Genomic DNA, 14,642 nt, shown 5'->3' on the forward strand with positions numbered 1-14,642 from the left:
TTTCGATGCAGACCGACGCAGACCCCACGCCAACGCCCCTCGCCCCCCGCCGCTCGCGCGCGCGCCGGGCAATGCGCGCCCTGGCCTGGACCGTGGCCGGGCTGCTGCTCGCCGTGGTGCTGCTGGTCGCGGGCGCGTGGTGGTGGCTGGGCTCGAACACCTCGCTCGCCTTCGCGATCGCGCAGGCGGCGCAGCGCCTGCCGGCCGGGCAGACGCTCGAAAGCCGCGACGTGAGCGGCTCGCTGCGCACCGGCGGCCACATCGGCTGGCTCAAGTACCAGAGCGAGGGCATTGCCGTCGAAGTGAACGAAGCCACCATCGGCTGGCAGCTCGCGCCGCTGCTGCAACGCAAGGTGCAGCTCGGCGAGGTGCACGCGAAGCAGGTGCTCATCGAAAAGCGCGGCCCGCCCAGCGACAAGCCCACCGAGCCGCTCGAACGGCTCGCGCTGCCGATCGAGATCGAGCTGCCCTTCCGCATCGACGAAGTGCGCTGGGCCGGCCCGCCCGCGCTGCAGGCGCTCAACCTCTCGGGCAGCTACAGCTACAAGGCCGCCGAGCATGTGCTCGAAGTCAAGGGCGTGGACATTGCCGACGGCCACTACAGCACCCGCGTGAAGCTGCAAGGCCCCGCGCCCATGGCGATTGATGCATCGCTCGACGGCCGCGTGAAGGCGCCGCTGGCCGAGGACCACAACATCGACGTGCTGGCCACCGCCACCGTGAAGGGCACGCTCGCCGGCACCGCTGCGCGGCTGCAGGTAGCGGCCGAGCTGAAGCCGGCCGAAGAAAACGCCGATGCGCCGATGGAAGCCAGCCTGCAGGCACAGATCGCGCCCTGGCTGCCCCAGCCGGTGATCGACGCGAAGGCCGACCTGCGCAACGTCGATGCGTCGAGCCTGTGGCCCGGCGCACCCCAGACGCAGCTCACCGGCACGGTCGAACTGCAGCCCGACGCCGATACCGGGCCCACCGCATGGAAGGCCTCGGCCGACATCCGCAACGCCGTGCCCGGCCCGTGGGACAAAGAGAAACTGCCGCTCGAACAGGTGCAGGCCAAGGTCGGCTTCGACGGCACGAGCTGGAGCGTTCCCGAAGCCACCGTGCGCGCGGGCGGCGGACGCATCGACGCGGCCGGCAAGTGGAGCCCCGCGCCGTCGCCGTGGCAGGCGCAGGCCACCGTGCGCGGCGTGCGGCCCGGCGCGCTGTACACCGAACTCTCGGGCGCGCCCGTCAGCGGCCAGCTCAAGGCCGAGCAGAAGGAAAGCACCATCACCTTCGACGGTGCCTTGCGCGCAGAGGGCGGCGCCGGCAGCAAGGCCCTGCCAGGCTTCGCGCTCGACCGCGCGCTGGCCCAGGGCCAATGGAAAGACCAGGTGCTCGACCTGCGCACGCTGCGCATCGAGGCCCAGCGCGCCAGCGTCGATGGCCGGCTGCAGGTGCGCGTGGCCGAGCAGGCTGCCAGCGGCAAGCTCAACCTCGTGCTGCCGGGCGGCAGCGCGCAGGTCGATGGCCGCATTGCACCGTCTGCAGGCGGTGGAGACATCAGAGCCAGCATCGACGATGCCGACGTCGTACAGCGCTGGGTGCAAAGCCTGCCCGGGCTGTCCGGCGTATTCGCGAACGCCAGCGCAAAGGGCTCGGCGAAGCTCGACGCCAGCTGGCAAGGCGGCTGGCAGACCATCCAGCGCCGGCTGCAGAACGCCAACGCGCCCGCGCAGCGCGGCGCCGAGCCCAGCCTCAAGGCCATGCTCGGCGTGCCGCGGCTCGACCTGAGCCTGCCCTCGGCCACGCCCGGCGGCACGACCACCGCCGTGCAACTGCGCGACCTGCGCGCCGACCTCGAAGGCAGCCTCGCGCAGGCCTCGCTCACGCTGAAGGGCGAAGCCGCCACCGGCACGCAGAAGTTCAACATCGACACCCGCGCCAGCGGCGGCATCGCCGGCGCCGGCCAATGGCGCGCGGCGCTGGCCAGCCTGAAGCTGCAGGCACAGGACAGCGCCCGCCCCGGCGACCCGTGGGTGCTGGAGCTGAGCCGCGAAGTCACGGCAACCATCCGCACCACCAGCGGCAATGCACCCCGCCTCGACGTCGAAGCATCCGCCGCCGCGGCCACCTTGCGCGGCCCGGTACCCGGCACCGTGCGCATCGACTGGCAGCCGCTGCGCTTCAGCCAGAGCGGCGCGGCGCCCAACCGCGTGTTCCGCGTGCAGTCCAAGGGCCAGCTGCAGGGCCTGCCGATGGCCTGGGCCGGCGCGTTCGGCGCCAATACCACGCTGGGCGAATACGGCATCAGCGGCGACCTGATGTTCAACGGCGACTGGGACATCGACGCCGGCGACACGCTGCGCGCCAAGGCCCGCATCGGGCGCCAGAGCGGCGACATCCGCGTGCAGGCCGGCGAGGCCGCGCTCGTCACGCGCATCACCAGCACCGGAACGGGCACTGCGAGTGAACGCACGATGAACTCCTCCTCCGGGAACGGCGACGCGCCCAGCACGCCGGCCGGCCTGCGCCAGGCCGAACTGCGGCTCGATGCCGAAGGCGACGCGGTGCACGCCGTTCTCGCGTGGGACAGCGAACGCGCCGGCAAGATCGACGCCGACATCAACACCCGCGTACAGCAGCGCGCCGGCGGCTGGCAGTGGGCGCCCGACGCACCGCTGGGCGGCACCATCAAGGCCGCGCTGCCGAACCTCGGCGTGTGGTCGATGCTCGCGCCGCCGGGCTGGCGCATTGCCGGCACGCTCGACGCCGGCGCCACGCTGTCGGGCAACCGCGCCGTGCCGCGCTGGAACGGCACGCTGGGCGCCGACAAGCTCGCGCTGCGCGCACCGGTCGAAGGGCTGGACCTGCGCGATGGCCGCCTGCGCGCCACGCTCAGCGGCGAGCGCATCGAGATCACCGAATTCACGCTCAAGGGCGGCACCGGCAGCTCCACGCGCATCGCCGGCCAGAGCGGCAACCGCAGCACCTCGGCCAGCGAGGCCCGCAGCGACGGCGGCACGCTCTCGGCCAGCGGCGACCTCAGCTGGGGCCCCGCCAGCGGAACAGCCTCGGGCATCCGCATGGCCCTGCAGGGCCAGTTGCGCGCGTTGCGCGTGCTGGTGCGCACCGACCGGCAGGTCACGCTCTCGGGCGATGTGCAGGCCCGGCTCGACAACGGCCAGTTCAATGTGCGCGGCAAGCTCAAGACCGACCGCGCCGTCATCATCCTGCCCGACGAGACCGCGCCCAGCCTGGGCAGCGACGTCGTCGTGCGCTCCGCCGCCAAGGACCGCGAGGCCACCGAGACGGCGCAGCGCGAATCCGCCCAGGCCGACGCGCAGGCTGCCAAGCCGCAGACCGCCAAGCCGCCGGACATCGTCATCAACTTCGACCTTGGCGACGACTTCGCGGTGCAGGGCCGCGGCATCACCACGCGGCTCGAAGGCGACCTGGAGATCCGCAGCACGAGGCTGAATGCCCCGCCGCGCATCACCGGCGAAGTGAAGACCGTGAAAGGCCAGTACCGCGCCTACGGCCAGCAGCTCGACGTGGAAACCGGCGTGGCGCGTTTCAACGGCCCCTTCGACAACCCGGCGCTGGACGTCTTGGCGATCCGCCCGAACCTGTCGCAGCGCGCGGGCGTGCAGATCACCGGCACCGCGCAATCGCCACGCGTAAAGCTGTACTCGGAGCCCGCGCTGTCCGATGCCGAAACGCTGTCATGGGTGATCCTGGGCCGCGCTTCGGCCACCAGCGGCGGCGAATCCGCGCTGCTGCAGCAGGCCGCGCTGTCGCTGCTCGGCAAGATCGGCGGCAGTGGCAGCGGCGGCAGCCTGGCCAGCCGTTTCGGGCTGGACGAACTCGGCTTCAAGGGGCCGGGCAGCGGCGGCGACCTGCGCGAGTCGGCGGTCACGCTGGGCAAGCGGCTGTCGAAAGATTTCTACCTCACCTACGAACGCAGCCTGGGCGGCACCTTCGGCACGATCTTCATCTTCTACGACCTGACGACGCGGCTCACGCTGCGCGGGCAGGCGGGGCAGACGAGCGGGCTCGACCTGATCTACACCGTGAAGTACGACTGAGCGCGGGTTGTCCCGCAGTAGCCGGACTTCGGCCTTGACCCGCGTCTTGCGCGCGTGATAAGAACCGTCTTCGCCTTCACCGAGGAGCGACGACGATGAAAAAAGATGGAGACAAGGGCGAGGGCCTTCAGAGCTTTGCGCAAGGCCCTCGGACATACGCCCCACCGGGGCTCTCGCGCATCGCGTTCATGCGCGGCACGCTGCGCGGCGTGATCACGCTGATCGCCGTCATCGCGGCGGTGGCTTCCATACCGTACTGGGACGAGATGCAGTTCCCGGTCACCAGCCTCGTGATCTACGTCGCGGGCATGGTGTTCGTCGCGATGCCGCTGTGCCTGTACTACGAGTCGCTGCTCATGGCGCAGCAGGCAGCAGCGTCGCCCGATGGCCGCGAATCGCTGATGCCACGATAGGCATCAGCAGCGGCGTCTTGCCGGCGTCGAAGTCGCGTATCAGCTGGATGCGCATGCTCGGCGCCCAGAACGACTTCAGGTGCCCGGCAATCGCCTGCGTGGCAGCGCCGGCATCGCTCGGCGATTGCGCCTGGAAGAAGGTGCCGATCTGATTGGCCATCTTGACCAGCTGTGCCGAATGATCGTGCTCCATGGGGCCTTCGAAAAATTGATTTGTTTGTTGATGAAGCGTCAGCGCACGCGGTGCGGTTCCGCCGTGCGCAGCCGCTGCGGATGGCTGTAGACGCCCAGGTCCTGCTGCCGCACGAAGCCCACCAGCGTGAGGCCCGCGCGCTGCGCCGTGGCCACCGCGAACGAGGTCGGCGCCGACACCGCGGCGAGCAGCGGCGCGCCGGCCATCGCGGCCTTCTGCACCATCTCGAAACTCGCGCGGCTGGTCACTGCGATGAAGCCCGTGGAAGCATCGACGTCGTTGGCCGCGAGCGCGCCCACCAGCTTGTCGAGCGCGTTGTGGCGGCCCACGTCCTCGCGCAGCCACATCACTTCGCCTTCCGCCGAGCACCAGGCGGCCGCGTGCACGGCACCGGTAGCCTCTTGCAGCGTCTGCTGCGATGGCAGCTGCGACATCGCACGGCCGATAGCCTCGCGGTCGAACTGCGCGGCGCCCTCGCTGCTCAGCACGGGCAGTTCGCGCGAAACCTGCGTCAGGCTTTCGGTGCCGCACAGGCCGCAACCGGTGCGTCCGGCCATCGAGCGGCGGCGCTGCTTGAGGCGCGCAAAGGCCGCGCTCGACACCTGCAGATGCACCGTGACGCCGAGCGCCGACGGCTCGGCTTCCACCGAGTAAAGCTCGTGCGCCGCTTCGAGGATGCCCTCGCTGAGCGAGAAGCCGAGCGCGAAGTCTTCCAGGTCGAGCGGCGTCGCGAGCATCACCGCATGCGAGATGCCGTTGTATTCGAGCGCCACGGGCACTTCCTCGGCCACCCAGTCCTGCACGTCGAATGGCCGGCCGCCGCGCACTCCGCGCACGGGCAGCAACTGCGCGCCTTCGCAGAACTGAACGGCGTCGGTGACCAGGTTCATGCGGCGAGCATCCTCACTTGGCCGGTACCGTCTCGCCGCTTTGCTGCGCCGATGCGGCGGCAAGCAAGTCCTGCTGCGTCTGGTTGAAGCGGCTGTACTCCTGCTGCCAGGCCGAAGGCTGCATCACCGGCATCACCTGCACGGCTGTGACCTTGTATTCGGGGCAGTTGGTGGCCCAGTCGGAGTTGTCTGTCGTGATGACGTTCGCGCCCGACTCGGGAAAGTGGAAGGTGGTGTACACCACGCCCGGCTGCATGCGCTCGGACACCGTGGCGCGCAGCACCGTCTCGCCCGCGCGGCTCTGGATGCCCACCCAGTCGCCGTCGCTCACGCCGCGCTCCTCGGCATCGTGCGGATGGATCTCCAGCCGGTCTTCGCTGTGCCACTGGTTGTTGTCGGTGCGGCGCGTCTGCGCGCCCACGTTGTACTGCGAGAGGATGCGCCCGGTGGTCAGCAGCAGCGGGAACTTGCGCGTGACCTTCTCGTCCGTCGCCACGTACTGCGTGACGATGAACTTGCCCTTGCCGCGCACGAAGTGGTCGATGTGCATCGTGGGCGTGCCGTCGGGCGCCTCGTCGTTGCAGGGCCACTGGATGCTGCCGAGCTCGTCGATGCGCTTGTAGCTCACGCCGTGGAAGGTGGGCGTCAGCGCGGCGATCTCGTCCATGATCTCTTCGGGGCTCTTGTAGTCCATCGGATAGCCGAGGGCCTGCGCGAGCTTCACGGTCACTTCCCAGTCGGCATAGCCGGCCTTGGGCGGCATCACCTTGCGAACGCGCGAGATGCGGCGCTCGGCATTGGTGAAGGTGCCGTCCTTCTCGAGGAACGAGGAGCCCGGCAGGAACACGTGGGCGTACTTGGCGGTTTCGTTGAGGAACATGTCCTGCACCACCACGCACTCCATGCCCATCATCGCGGCCGCCACGTGCTGCGTGTTCGGGTCGGACTGCACGATGTCCTCGCCTTCGCAGTACAGGCCCTTGAAGCTGCCGCCGATGGCGGCGTCGAACATGTTGGGAATGCGCAGGCCCGGCTCGGGGTTGATCTGCACGCCCCAGGCGGCTTCGAACGAGGCGCGCGTGGTGCTGTCCGACACATGGCGGTAGCCCGGCAGTTCGTGCGGGAACGAGCCCATGTCGCAGGCACCCTGCACGTTGTTCTGGCCGCGCAGCGGGTTGACGCCCACGCCTTCGCGCCCGACGTTGCCGGTGACCATCGCGAGGTTGGCGATACCCATCACCGTGGTCGAGCCCTGGCTGTGCTCGGTCACGCCCAGGCCGTAGTAGATGGCGCCGTTGCCAGCCGTGGCGAACAGACGCGCAGCGGCGCGCAGCTCGGCCGCGGGCACGCCAGTCGCCTTTTCGGTGGCTTCGGGCGATTGCTCGGGCTGCTCGACGTACGACTTCCACTCCTTGAACGAAGCCGTATCGCAGCGCTCGGCCACGAAGTCGTCGGCCATAAGCCCTTCGGTGACGATGACGTGCGCCAGCGCCGTCACCACGGCCACGTTGGTGCCGGGCTTGAGCTGCAGGTGGTGCGAAGCCTTGACGTGAGGTGACTTCACGATGTCGATGCGGCGCGGATCGACCACGATCAGCTTCGCGCCCTGGCGCAGCCGCTTCTTCATGCGCGATGCGAACACCGGGTGCCCGTCGGTCGGGTTGGCGCCGATCACCATGATGACGTCGGCCTTGTCGACCGACGCAAAGGTCTGCGTGCCGGCCGATTCGCCCAGCGTCTGCTTCAGGCCGTAGCCCGTGGGCGAGTGGCACACGCGTGCACAGGTGTCGACGTTGTTGTTGCCGAAGGCGGCACGCACCAGCTTCTGGACCAGGTAGGTTTCCTCGTTGGTGCAGCGCGACGAGGTGATGCCGCCGATGGAGTCCTTGCCGTACTTGGCCTGCAGGCGCTTGAACTCGCCCGCGGCGTAGTTGAGCGCGGTGTCCCAGCTCACTTCCTGCCACGGGTCGGTGATGTTCTTGCGGATCATCGGCTTGAGCATGCGGTCCTGGTGCGTCGCATAGCCCCAGGCGAAGCGGCCCTTGACGCAGGAGTGGCCTTCATTGGCCTTGCCGTCTTTCCACGGCACCATGCGCACGACCTCATTGCCCTTCATCTCGGCCTTGAAGGCGCAGCCCACGCCGCAGTAGGCGCAGGTGGTGATCACGCTGTGCTCGGGCTGGCCGAGCCAGATCACCGACTTTTCCTGCAGGGTGGCGGTGGGGCAGGCTTCGACGCAGGCGCCGCAGCTCACGCACTCCGAATCCATGAAGGCCTCGTCCTGGCCCGGCGACACGCGCGACTCGAAGCCGCGGCCGCTGATGGTCAGCGCGAAGGTGCCCTGCGTTTCCTCGCAGGCACGCACGCAGCGGTTGCACACGATGCACTTCGACGGGTCGTAGCTGAAGTACGGGTTCGACTCGTCCTTCTCGCTCTTCAGGTGGTTGGCGCCGTCGAAGCCGTAGCGCACGTTGCGCAGGCCGGTGACGCCCGCCATGTCCTGCAGCTCGCAATTGCCGTTGGCCGAGCAGGTGAGGCAATCCAGCGGATGGTCGGAGATGTAGAGCTCCATCACGCCCTTGCGCAGGTCCTGCAGCTTGGGCGTCTGGGTGCGCACCTTCATGCCGGCTTCGGCAGGCGTGGTGCAAGAGGCCGGAAAGCCCTTGCGGCCCTCGATCTCGACCAGGCACAGCCGGCAGGAGCCGAAGGGCTCCAGGCTGTCGGTAGCGCAGAGCTTGGGCACCTGGATGCCCGCATCCACCGCCGCGCGCATCAGCGAAGTGCCCGCGGGCACCGTCACTTCGTTGCCGTCGATCTCCAGCGTCACCTCGCGCGTGGATTCGCGCTTGGGGGTGCCGTAATCGGTTTCCTTGAGATGGTCCAACATGTCTTTCTTACTCCTGCTGCTGCGCCGCAACCGCCTAGGCAGCTTCGCGATCGGGAACCACGAGACCGAAGTCCTGCGGGAAGTGGTCGAGTGCCGAGAGCACCGGAAACGGCGTCATGCCGCCCATGGCGCACAGCGAGCCGTGGACCATCGTGTTGCACAGGTCGCGCAGCAAGATCACCTGCTGCGGACGGTTCTGGTTGTTGCGGATCTTGTCGATGACCTCGACGCCGCGCGTCGATCCGATGCGGCATGGTGTGCACTTGCCGCACGACTCGAGCGCGCAGAACTCCATGGCATAGCGCGCGAGCTTCGACAGGTCGGCCGTGTCGTCGTGCACCACGATGCCGCCGTGGCCCACCGTGCCGCCGACGGCCGCGTAGGCCTCGTAGTCGAGTGGCAGGTCCCATTGCGATTCGGGCAAGTACGCACCAAGCGGCCCGCCGACCTGCACTGCCTTGATCGGCCGGCCCGAGGCCGAGCCGCCGCCGTAGTCGTACAGCAGCTCGCGCAGCGTGACGCCGAAAGCCTTCTCCACCAGGCCGCCGTACTTGATGTTGCCGGCCAGTTGCATCGGCAGCGTGCCGCGCGAACGGCCGACGCCGTAGTCGCGATAGAAGGCCGCGCCGCGCGCCAGGATCAGCGGCACGCTGGCCAGCGTGATGACGTTGTTGATCAGCGTGGGCTGCCCGAACAGGCCTTCGATGGCCGGCAGCGGCGGCTTGGCGCGCACGATGCCGCGCTTGCCTTCGAGGCTTTCGAGCAGCGCCGTTTCCTCGCCGCACACATACGAGCCCGCGCCCTTGCGCACCGCGAGCGAGAAGCGCTTGCCCGAACGCAGGATGTTGTCGCCGAGAAAGCCCGCTGCCTCGGCAATGCGGATGGCCTCGTTCAGCGTCGCTATCGCGTGCGGGTATTCCGAACGCACGTAGATGTAGCCCTGCGTCGCGCCGGTGGCGAGGCCGGCGATGGTCATGCCCTCGATCAGCATGAAGGGGTCGCCCTCCATCGTCATGCGGTCGGAGTAGGTTCCCGAGTCGCCCTCGTCGGCATTGCAGACGATGTACTTCTGCGCCGCCGCCGTGCCCAGCACCGTCTTCCACTTGATGCCGGCCGGAAAGGCCGCGCCGCCGCGACCGCGCAGGCCCGAGTCGAGCACCTGCTGCACGATTTCCTCGGGCGCGAGGGCCAGCGCGCGGCGCAGGCCTGCGAAGCCTTCGTAGGCTTGGTAGTCGGTCAGCGACACCGGGTCGGTGATGCCCATGCGCGCGAAGGTCAGGCGTTCCTGCTTCTTCAGGTAGGGAATGTCTTCGGTCAGGCCTAGAGCCAGCGGGTGCTTGCCGCCGGTGAGGAAGCCGGCATCGAACAGGCCGGCCACGTCGTCGGGCGTCACCGGTCCGTAGGCGATGCGGCCGCTCGGTGTGTTCACCTCGACCAGCGGTTCGAGCCAGAACATGCCGCGCGAACCGTTGCGCACGAGTTCGAGCATGAGGCCACGCGCCGCAGCTTCCTTCGCGATGCATCGGGCCACGCGGTCGGCCCCTGCTGCAAGCGCTGCCGAGTCGCGCGGCACGTAGACGGTGATGGTGCTCATTGGAGTACCTCCGTGCTTCGCACTGCGGTGCGAGCTTGCTTGGGGCGGCCCGGCGCGGCGCTCATGCGCGGCCTCCGCTGGTCTGCGCGACCAATGCATCGAAGCTCTTGGCCGTCATGCGCGCATGCGGCTGGTCGTCGAACGTCATCGCGGGCGACGAGGCGCACAGGCCGAGGCAGAACGCGGGCTCCAGCGTGAAGGCGCCATCTTTCGAGGTGCCGTGCGCATTGCAACCCAGGCGCAGTTCGGCGTGGGCGAGCAAGGCGTCGGCGCCCATCGCCTGGCAGGCCTCGGCGCGGCAGATCTGGATCACGTGCCGGCCAGCCGGCTCGGCACGGAAGTGGTGGTAGTAGGTGACGACACCATGGACCTCCGCACGCGAGAGGTTCAGCGCGTCGGCAATCACCGGCACCGTGTGCGCGGGGATGTAGCCCAGCGCGTCCTGCACGTCGTGCAGGATCGGCAGCAGCGCGCCTGGTTCGTCCGCATGCTGCAGCAGGCTGCGATGCACAGCGACGAGTTCGTCTTCCTTGTCGGTGGGGCCGGAGGCCGGATGCGGTACCTCGTGCCCCTGCTGCGCTTGTTGTAGTTTCATGATCCCGTCCGATCTGGTCCGTTTCCGGCGCCGCTGCTGCATTGCTGTCTGCTTGCAAGCGGAGCTGTTTTCATCGTGGTTCTGTCGCGGGACCAACGTCATGAAATTCGACGTGAATCCCGCGGCCATCCGCTTGAGGATCAATGTCGATGAATCGGGCGCCGGGGGCCTTGACGCAAGTCAATTTCCGCCGAAACAAGCACGGTGCCAATGCGCACAAACCCTGCGGGCGCGCAGGGTTTCGGGAGGGGTGCTGAAAGGCCCTAGCGAGCGAAGGGACCGGCGCTGCCGCGCGCCCTGAGCAGAAGCGCTTCGGCCTCGGCGTCGTCGACCTCCCCCGTGACCTTCGCGGGCCTGCCCGCGATGCGCGAGCGGTCGGGAAAGACCTTGCCCTCGGTCAGCAGCGAGCCGGACTCGACGATGCACGCACGGCCGACCACCGAGCCGTTGAGCGCGATGGTGTGCTCGCCGACCACGGCGCCGTCGCCAACGGTGCAGCCATGGAGCATCACGTGCGGCTCCACCGTCACGTCGTCGCCGATGGTCAGTGGATAGCCCGGGTCGGCATGCAGCATCACGCCCGCCTGCACATGGCTGCCGCGGCCGATGGTGATGGGCTCGTTGTCGCCGCGCAGCACCGCATTCGCGCCGACGCGGCTGCCGGCTGCGAGCACGACCTGTCCGATCACGCTGGCGCTCTCGGCCACGCGGGCGCTGGCGTCGATGACCGGTTCATGCGCGTCAAGTCGGTAGATCGTCACTGCGGGCTCCTGTGCATCGGCGAAAAGCCCTGCCATCTTCATGGCAGGGCTGCGTGGGCGGAAGAAAGCCGGATGGTACCGGCTGACGGAAAGCCGATGGTGGTCTATTTATTCGACGACGCGGCTCGCCTCGATGTGCTTGCGGCGCATCGGCCGCAACACGAACCACGCCATCAGCGCCGCGAGCGCATTGACCGCGCTGGCCACGATGAAGACCGCCTGCCAGCTGCCGGTGGCGGCCGCGAGCACGCTCGACAGCGGCACCAGCAGCGAGGCCGTGCCCTTCGCGGTGTAGAGCATGCCTGCGTTCGACGCCGCGTACTTCGATCCGAAGGTGTCGGCGCAGGTCGACGGGAACAGGCTGTAGATCTCGCCCCAGGCGAAGAACACGATGCCGGTCAGGATCACGAAGAGGATCGGGTTCTGGCCGTAGTGATAGAGCATCAGGATGCCGACCGACTCCATCGCGAAGGCGATGAACATGGTCTGCTCGCGGCCGATCTTGTCGGACACCCAGCCGAAGAAGGGCCGCGTGAGGCCGTTGAGCACGCGGTCGATGGCGAGCGCGAAGGTCAGCGCGGGCAGCACCAGGCCCATGATGTTGACCGGCACGTCCATGATCTTGAAGTCCTTGGCGATGGGCGCAAGCTGCGCCGTGGCCATCAGGCCGCCGGCGGCCACCATCACGAACATCGCGTACATCACCCAGAAGACGGGCGAGCGCAGCACCTCGGACGGCGCGTAGTCGCGGCCAGCCTGCTGCACGTTGCGGCTGTTCGACGCCTTGGAGTGGCTTGGCGCGCGGGTCAGCATCCATGCGAGCAGGAACACAATGAGTCCCTGCCCGATCCCAAAATACAGAAACGCAGATTCATAGCCGCTCGACTTGATCATCGCGGAGATCGGAATGATCGTGAGGGCCGAACCCGCACCGAAGCCCGCTGCGGTCATGCCCGCTGCAAGCCCCCGGCGATCGGGGAACCACTTGAGCGCATTGCCCACGCAGGTGCCGTAGACGGCACCTGCGCCAATGCCGCCAACGGCCGCCGCGATGTACAGCAGCGGCAGCGAGTCGGCCACCGAGTTGAGCACCCAGCCCAGGCCGCACAGCACGCCGCCCACCAGCACCACGGGACGCGGGCCGAAGCGGTCGACCAGGTAGCCTTCGATGGGCACGAGCCATGTCTCTGTGAGCACGAAGATGGTGAACGCAACCTGGATCGCGGCGCGGCTCCAGCCGTGCTTGTCTGCAATCGGATTGACGAAGAGCGTCCATCCATATTGCAGGTTGGCGATCATCGCCATGCAGACGATGCCGATCAGCAACTGACCCCATCGGAACGCCTCGGATCGCGTCGCGGTCGCGCCATAGGTTTCGGACGGGGGATACATCGCGGGGTTGGAACCCGCGGTCGTGGAGGTGGGCCGAGTCATGGAGTTGTCCTTGGTGTTTTCGTTTAAATCCGACAGGCTGCGAATACAGAGCAATCAGTCGAGCGATCGGTGCGCATCGAAAGGCGACGAGGTTTCCTTGGCATCGCTACACGGCATTGGGATCACCAGTTTCTGCGCGTGAATGACTGTCGGACTGAGCGACTCAAAAACTCTTGACCTCAGTCAAGTTCACACGAATCGCGCCCTCGTGAGACCCCCGTGATATCCCTAGCACGAGGCCTCGTTGCACGCGCACTTTGTGTGTGTCGATGCCGTTCGAAACACACCGCGATGCGTGCGTGCATCGCGCTGCATGCGATGTGCATCGCGCGATGCGACGGCATTGCAGCGACATTGCGGCAGCATGGTGCGACGAAGAAAAAATCGCGGAAGTCTTCGCGCGAACTTTCGATGGCCAGTGCGATGGCCTTCATGAATTTGCGATGCGCGTTGCGCGCTCGCTCATGTGCTCCGGAAGCGCTCCTGCAGACGGGTTGCAGGCCTACGCAAGAACCTGTCTGCCTCCGAAAAAATTGACCTAGATCAAGAAACGCAAAAATGGCGTTTGCTCTCGTCTAGGGTAAACCCTAAAATTCAGGGTAATCCCTTCGGTCTTTTAGATTCAATCCTTTGGAGCCCTCAATGAGCCACACCACACTGAATTCCAGCAGCCTCCGTACCCCGGCCTCGTCGTCCACCGCCAACGACGCAATGCGCGAACTGTTCGCCGCAATGCCCATCGTGATCTTCTACAAGGCCGCACGTGCCGCGCTGATGCAACGCCGCAGGGCGGCCGTGCAGCGTTGAACCGCCGCACCGGATCCCTCCCCCACAAAGAGCGCGCGCGAGTTACTCGCCGCGCTCTTTTTCTTTGTGGTTCCCGAACGGCACGATCTGCGATATCAGCGACGGCCCGTCGCTCAGCAGAAAGTCCTTGAAGGCCTGCGCCACCGGCGGCAGGCGCTTGCTTCGGCGGTGCACCACGTACCAGTTGAGCATCAGCGGAAAGCCTTCGACGTCGAGCACGCAGAGACTGCCCGCGCGCATCTCCTGGCTCACCGTGTGGGCCGAGACGAAGCTCACGCCCATGCCCGCGATCACCGCCTGCTTGATGGTCTCGGTGCTGCGGATCTCCATCGCGATGTTGATGCCGCTCAGATCGCCGCCAAAGCCGTCTTCCATCGAATGCCAGGTGTCCGATGCTTTCTCGCGCACCACGAAGGGCTCGCGCATCAGCCGTGCCATCGGGATCTTCTTCACACCCACCAGCGGATGCTTCGGCGCCGCGACGATCACATAAGGGTGCGGCGCGAAGGGCTGATTGACGGTGTCCAGGTCGGTCGGCGGCCGCACCATGATCGCGAGATCCGTGAGGTTCTCTGCGATGTGGGTCAGCAGCCCCGCCCGGTTGTGCACCGTGAAGTTCAACGTCACGCCCTGGTGCCGGCTCGCGAACTCCACCAGCAGGCGCGGAAAGAAGTAGTCGCCCGCGCTGATCACACCCACGTTGAGCTTGCCGCCCGAGACGCCCTTGAACTGCATCATCGCGTTCTCGGCCGCTTCGAACTGCTGGATGATCGCGCGGCTGATCTGCAGCAGCTCGGTGCCCGCAGGCGTGAGATAGATCTTCTTGCCGAACTGCTCGAACAACGCATTGCCCGCGTGCTCCTCGAGCTTGCGCACCTGCGTGGAGACGGCGGGCTGCGTGAGGTGAAGCTCCTCGGCCGCGCGCGAAAAACTCAGCAGCCGCGCCACTGCCTCGAAGACTTTCAACTGGCGCAGGGTCGCATGCTTCATCGGGAAAGAGG

Annotated in this window: 11 protein-coding genes; 3 read left to right on the forward strand and 8 right to left on the reverse strand. The window is 67.4% G+C overall.

The genetic code is table 11. From position 1 onward, the window contains the following. The first annotated feature begins 5 nt into the window (after positions 1–5). Together ACTG4X_RS29880 and ACTG4X_RS29885 are read left to right on the forward strand one after the other, a co-directional pair. Positions 6–4,067 carry a translocation/assembly module TamB domain-containing protein gene (locus ACTG4X_RS29880; protein ID WP_440532643.1) on the forward strand — a complete coding sequence of 1,354 codons (4,062 nt, stop codon included), beginning with the start codon at positions 6–8 and terminating at the stop codon, positions 4,065–4,067. Between the two features lie 95 nt (positions 4,068–4,162). Beyond that, positions 4,163–4,480 carry a hypothetical protein gene (locus ACTG4X_RS29885; RefSeq protein WP_307617011.1) on the forward strand — a complete coding sequence of 106 codons (318 nt, stop codon included), beginning with the start codon at positions 4,163–4,165 and terminating at the stop codon, positions 4,478–4,480. Here ACTG4X_RS29885 and ACTG4X_RS29890 read toward each other — a convergent pair. The 7 genes from ACTG4X_RS29890 to oxlT all read right to left on the reverse strand — a co-directional run bounded on the left by ACTG4X_RS29890 (position 4,422) and on the right by oxlT (position 12,792). Next, entirely contained in the window at positions 4,422–4,673 is a 252-nt protein-coding gene (locus tag ACTG4X_RS29890) for a formate dehydrogenase subunit delta (RefSeq protein ID WP_093057526.1), read from the reverse strand. The two genes, ACTG4X_RS29885 and ACTG4X_RS29890, sit on opposite strands and share 59 nt — an antisense overlap. Before the next feature lie 38 nt (positions 4,674–4,711). Next, on the reverse strand, positions 4,712–5,563 hold the full coding sequence (gene fdhD, locus ACTG4X_RS29895) for a formate dehydrogenase accessory sulfurtransferase FdhD (RefSeq protein WP_440532644.1): 852 nt from the start codon (positions 5,561–5,563) through the stop codon (positions 4,712–4,714). A gap of 13 nt (positions 5,564–5,576) precedes the next feature. Beyond that, positions 5,577–8,450: a formate dehydrogenase subunit alpha gene (gene fdhF, locus ACTG4X_RS29900; protein WP_093079747.1), complete on the reverse strand. Its 2,874-nt coding sequence runs from the start codon at positions 8,448–8,450 to the stop codon at positions 5,577–5,579. Positions 8,451–8,484: 34 nt separating this feature from the next. Continuing rightward, on the reverse strand, positions 8,485–10,044 hold the full coding sequence (locus ACTG4X_RS29905; protein WP_093177433.1) for a formate dehydrogenase beta subunit: 1,560 nt from the start codon (positions 10,042–10,044) through the stop codon (positions 8,485–8,487). A 61-nt stretch (positions 10,045–10,105) separates the two neighbouring features. Continuing rightward, on the reverse strand, positions 10,106–10,639 hold the full coding sequence (locus ACTG4X_RS29910) for a formate dehydrogenase subunit gamma (protein WP_440532645.1): 534 nt from the start codon (positions 10,637–10,639) through the stop codon (positions 10,106–10,108). Positions 10,640–10,902: 263 nt separating this feature from the next. Further along, on the reverse strand, positions 10,903–11,442 hold the full coding sequence (locus ACTG4X_RS29915) for a gamma carbonic anhydrase family protein (RefSeq protein WP_440532646.1): 540 nt from the start codon (positions 11,440–11,442) through the stop codon (positions 10,903–10,905). Positions 11,443–11,508: 66 nt separating this feature from the next. After that, positions 11,509–12,792, reverse strand: coding sequence for an oxalate/formate MFS antiporter (oxlT, locus tag ACTG4X_RS29920; RefSeq protein WP_436318388.1), 1,284 nt, complete (start codon positions 12,790–12,792; stop codon positions 11,509–11,511). 684 nt (positions 12,793–13,476) lie between these two features. Here oxlT and ACTG4X_RS29925 point away from each other — a divergent pair. Further along, positions 13,477–13,641 carry a hypothetical protein gene (locus ACTG4X_RS29925; protein ID WP_176928890.1) on the forward strand — a complete coding sequence of 55 codons (165 nt, stop codon included), beginning with the start codon at positions 13,477–13,479 and terminating at the stop codon, positions 13,639–13,641. A gap of 42 nt (positions 13,642–13,683) precedes the next feature. On the opposite strand, the gene ACTG4X_RS29930 is transcribed toward ACTG4X_RS29925, so the two are convergent. Further along, positions 13,684–14,631 carry a LysR family transcriptional regulator gene (locus ACTG4X_RS29930; RefSeq protein WP_435466175.1) on the reverse strand — a complete coding sequence of 316 codons (948 nt, stop codon included), beginning with the start codon at positions 14,629–14,631 and terminating at the stop codon, positions 13,684–13,686. Positions 14,632–14,642: the final 11 nt, after the last annotated feature.

Source organism: Variovorax sp. YR566 (genome assembly GCF_051992195.1).
GTDB lineage: Bacteria > Pseudomonadota > Gammaproteobacteria > Burkholderiales > Burkholderiaceae_C > Variovorax.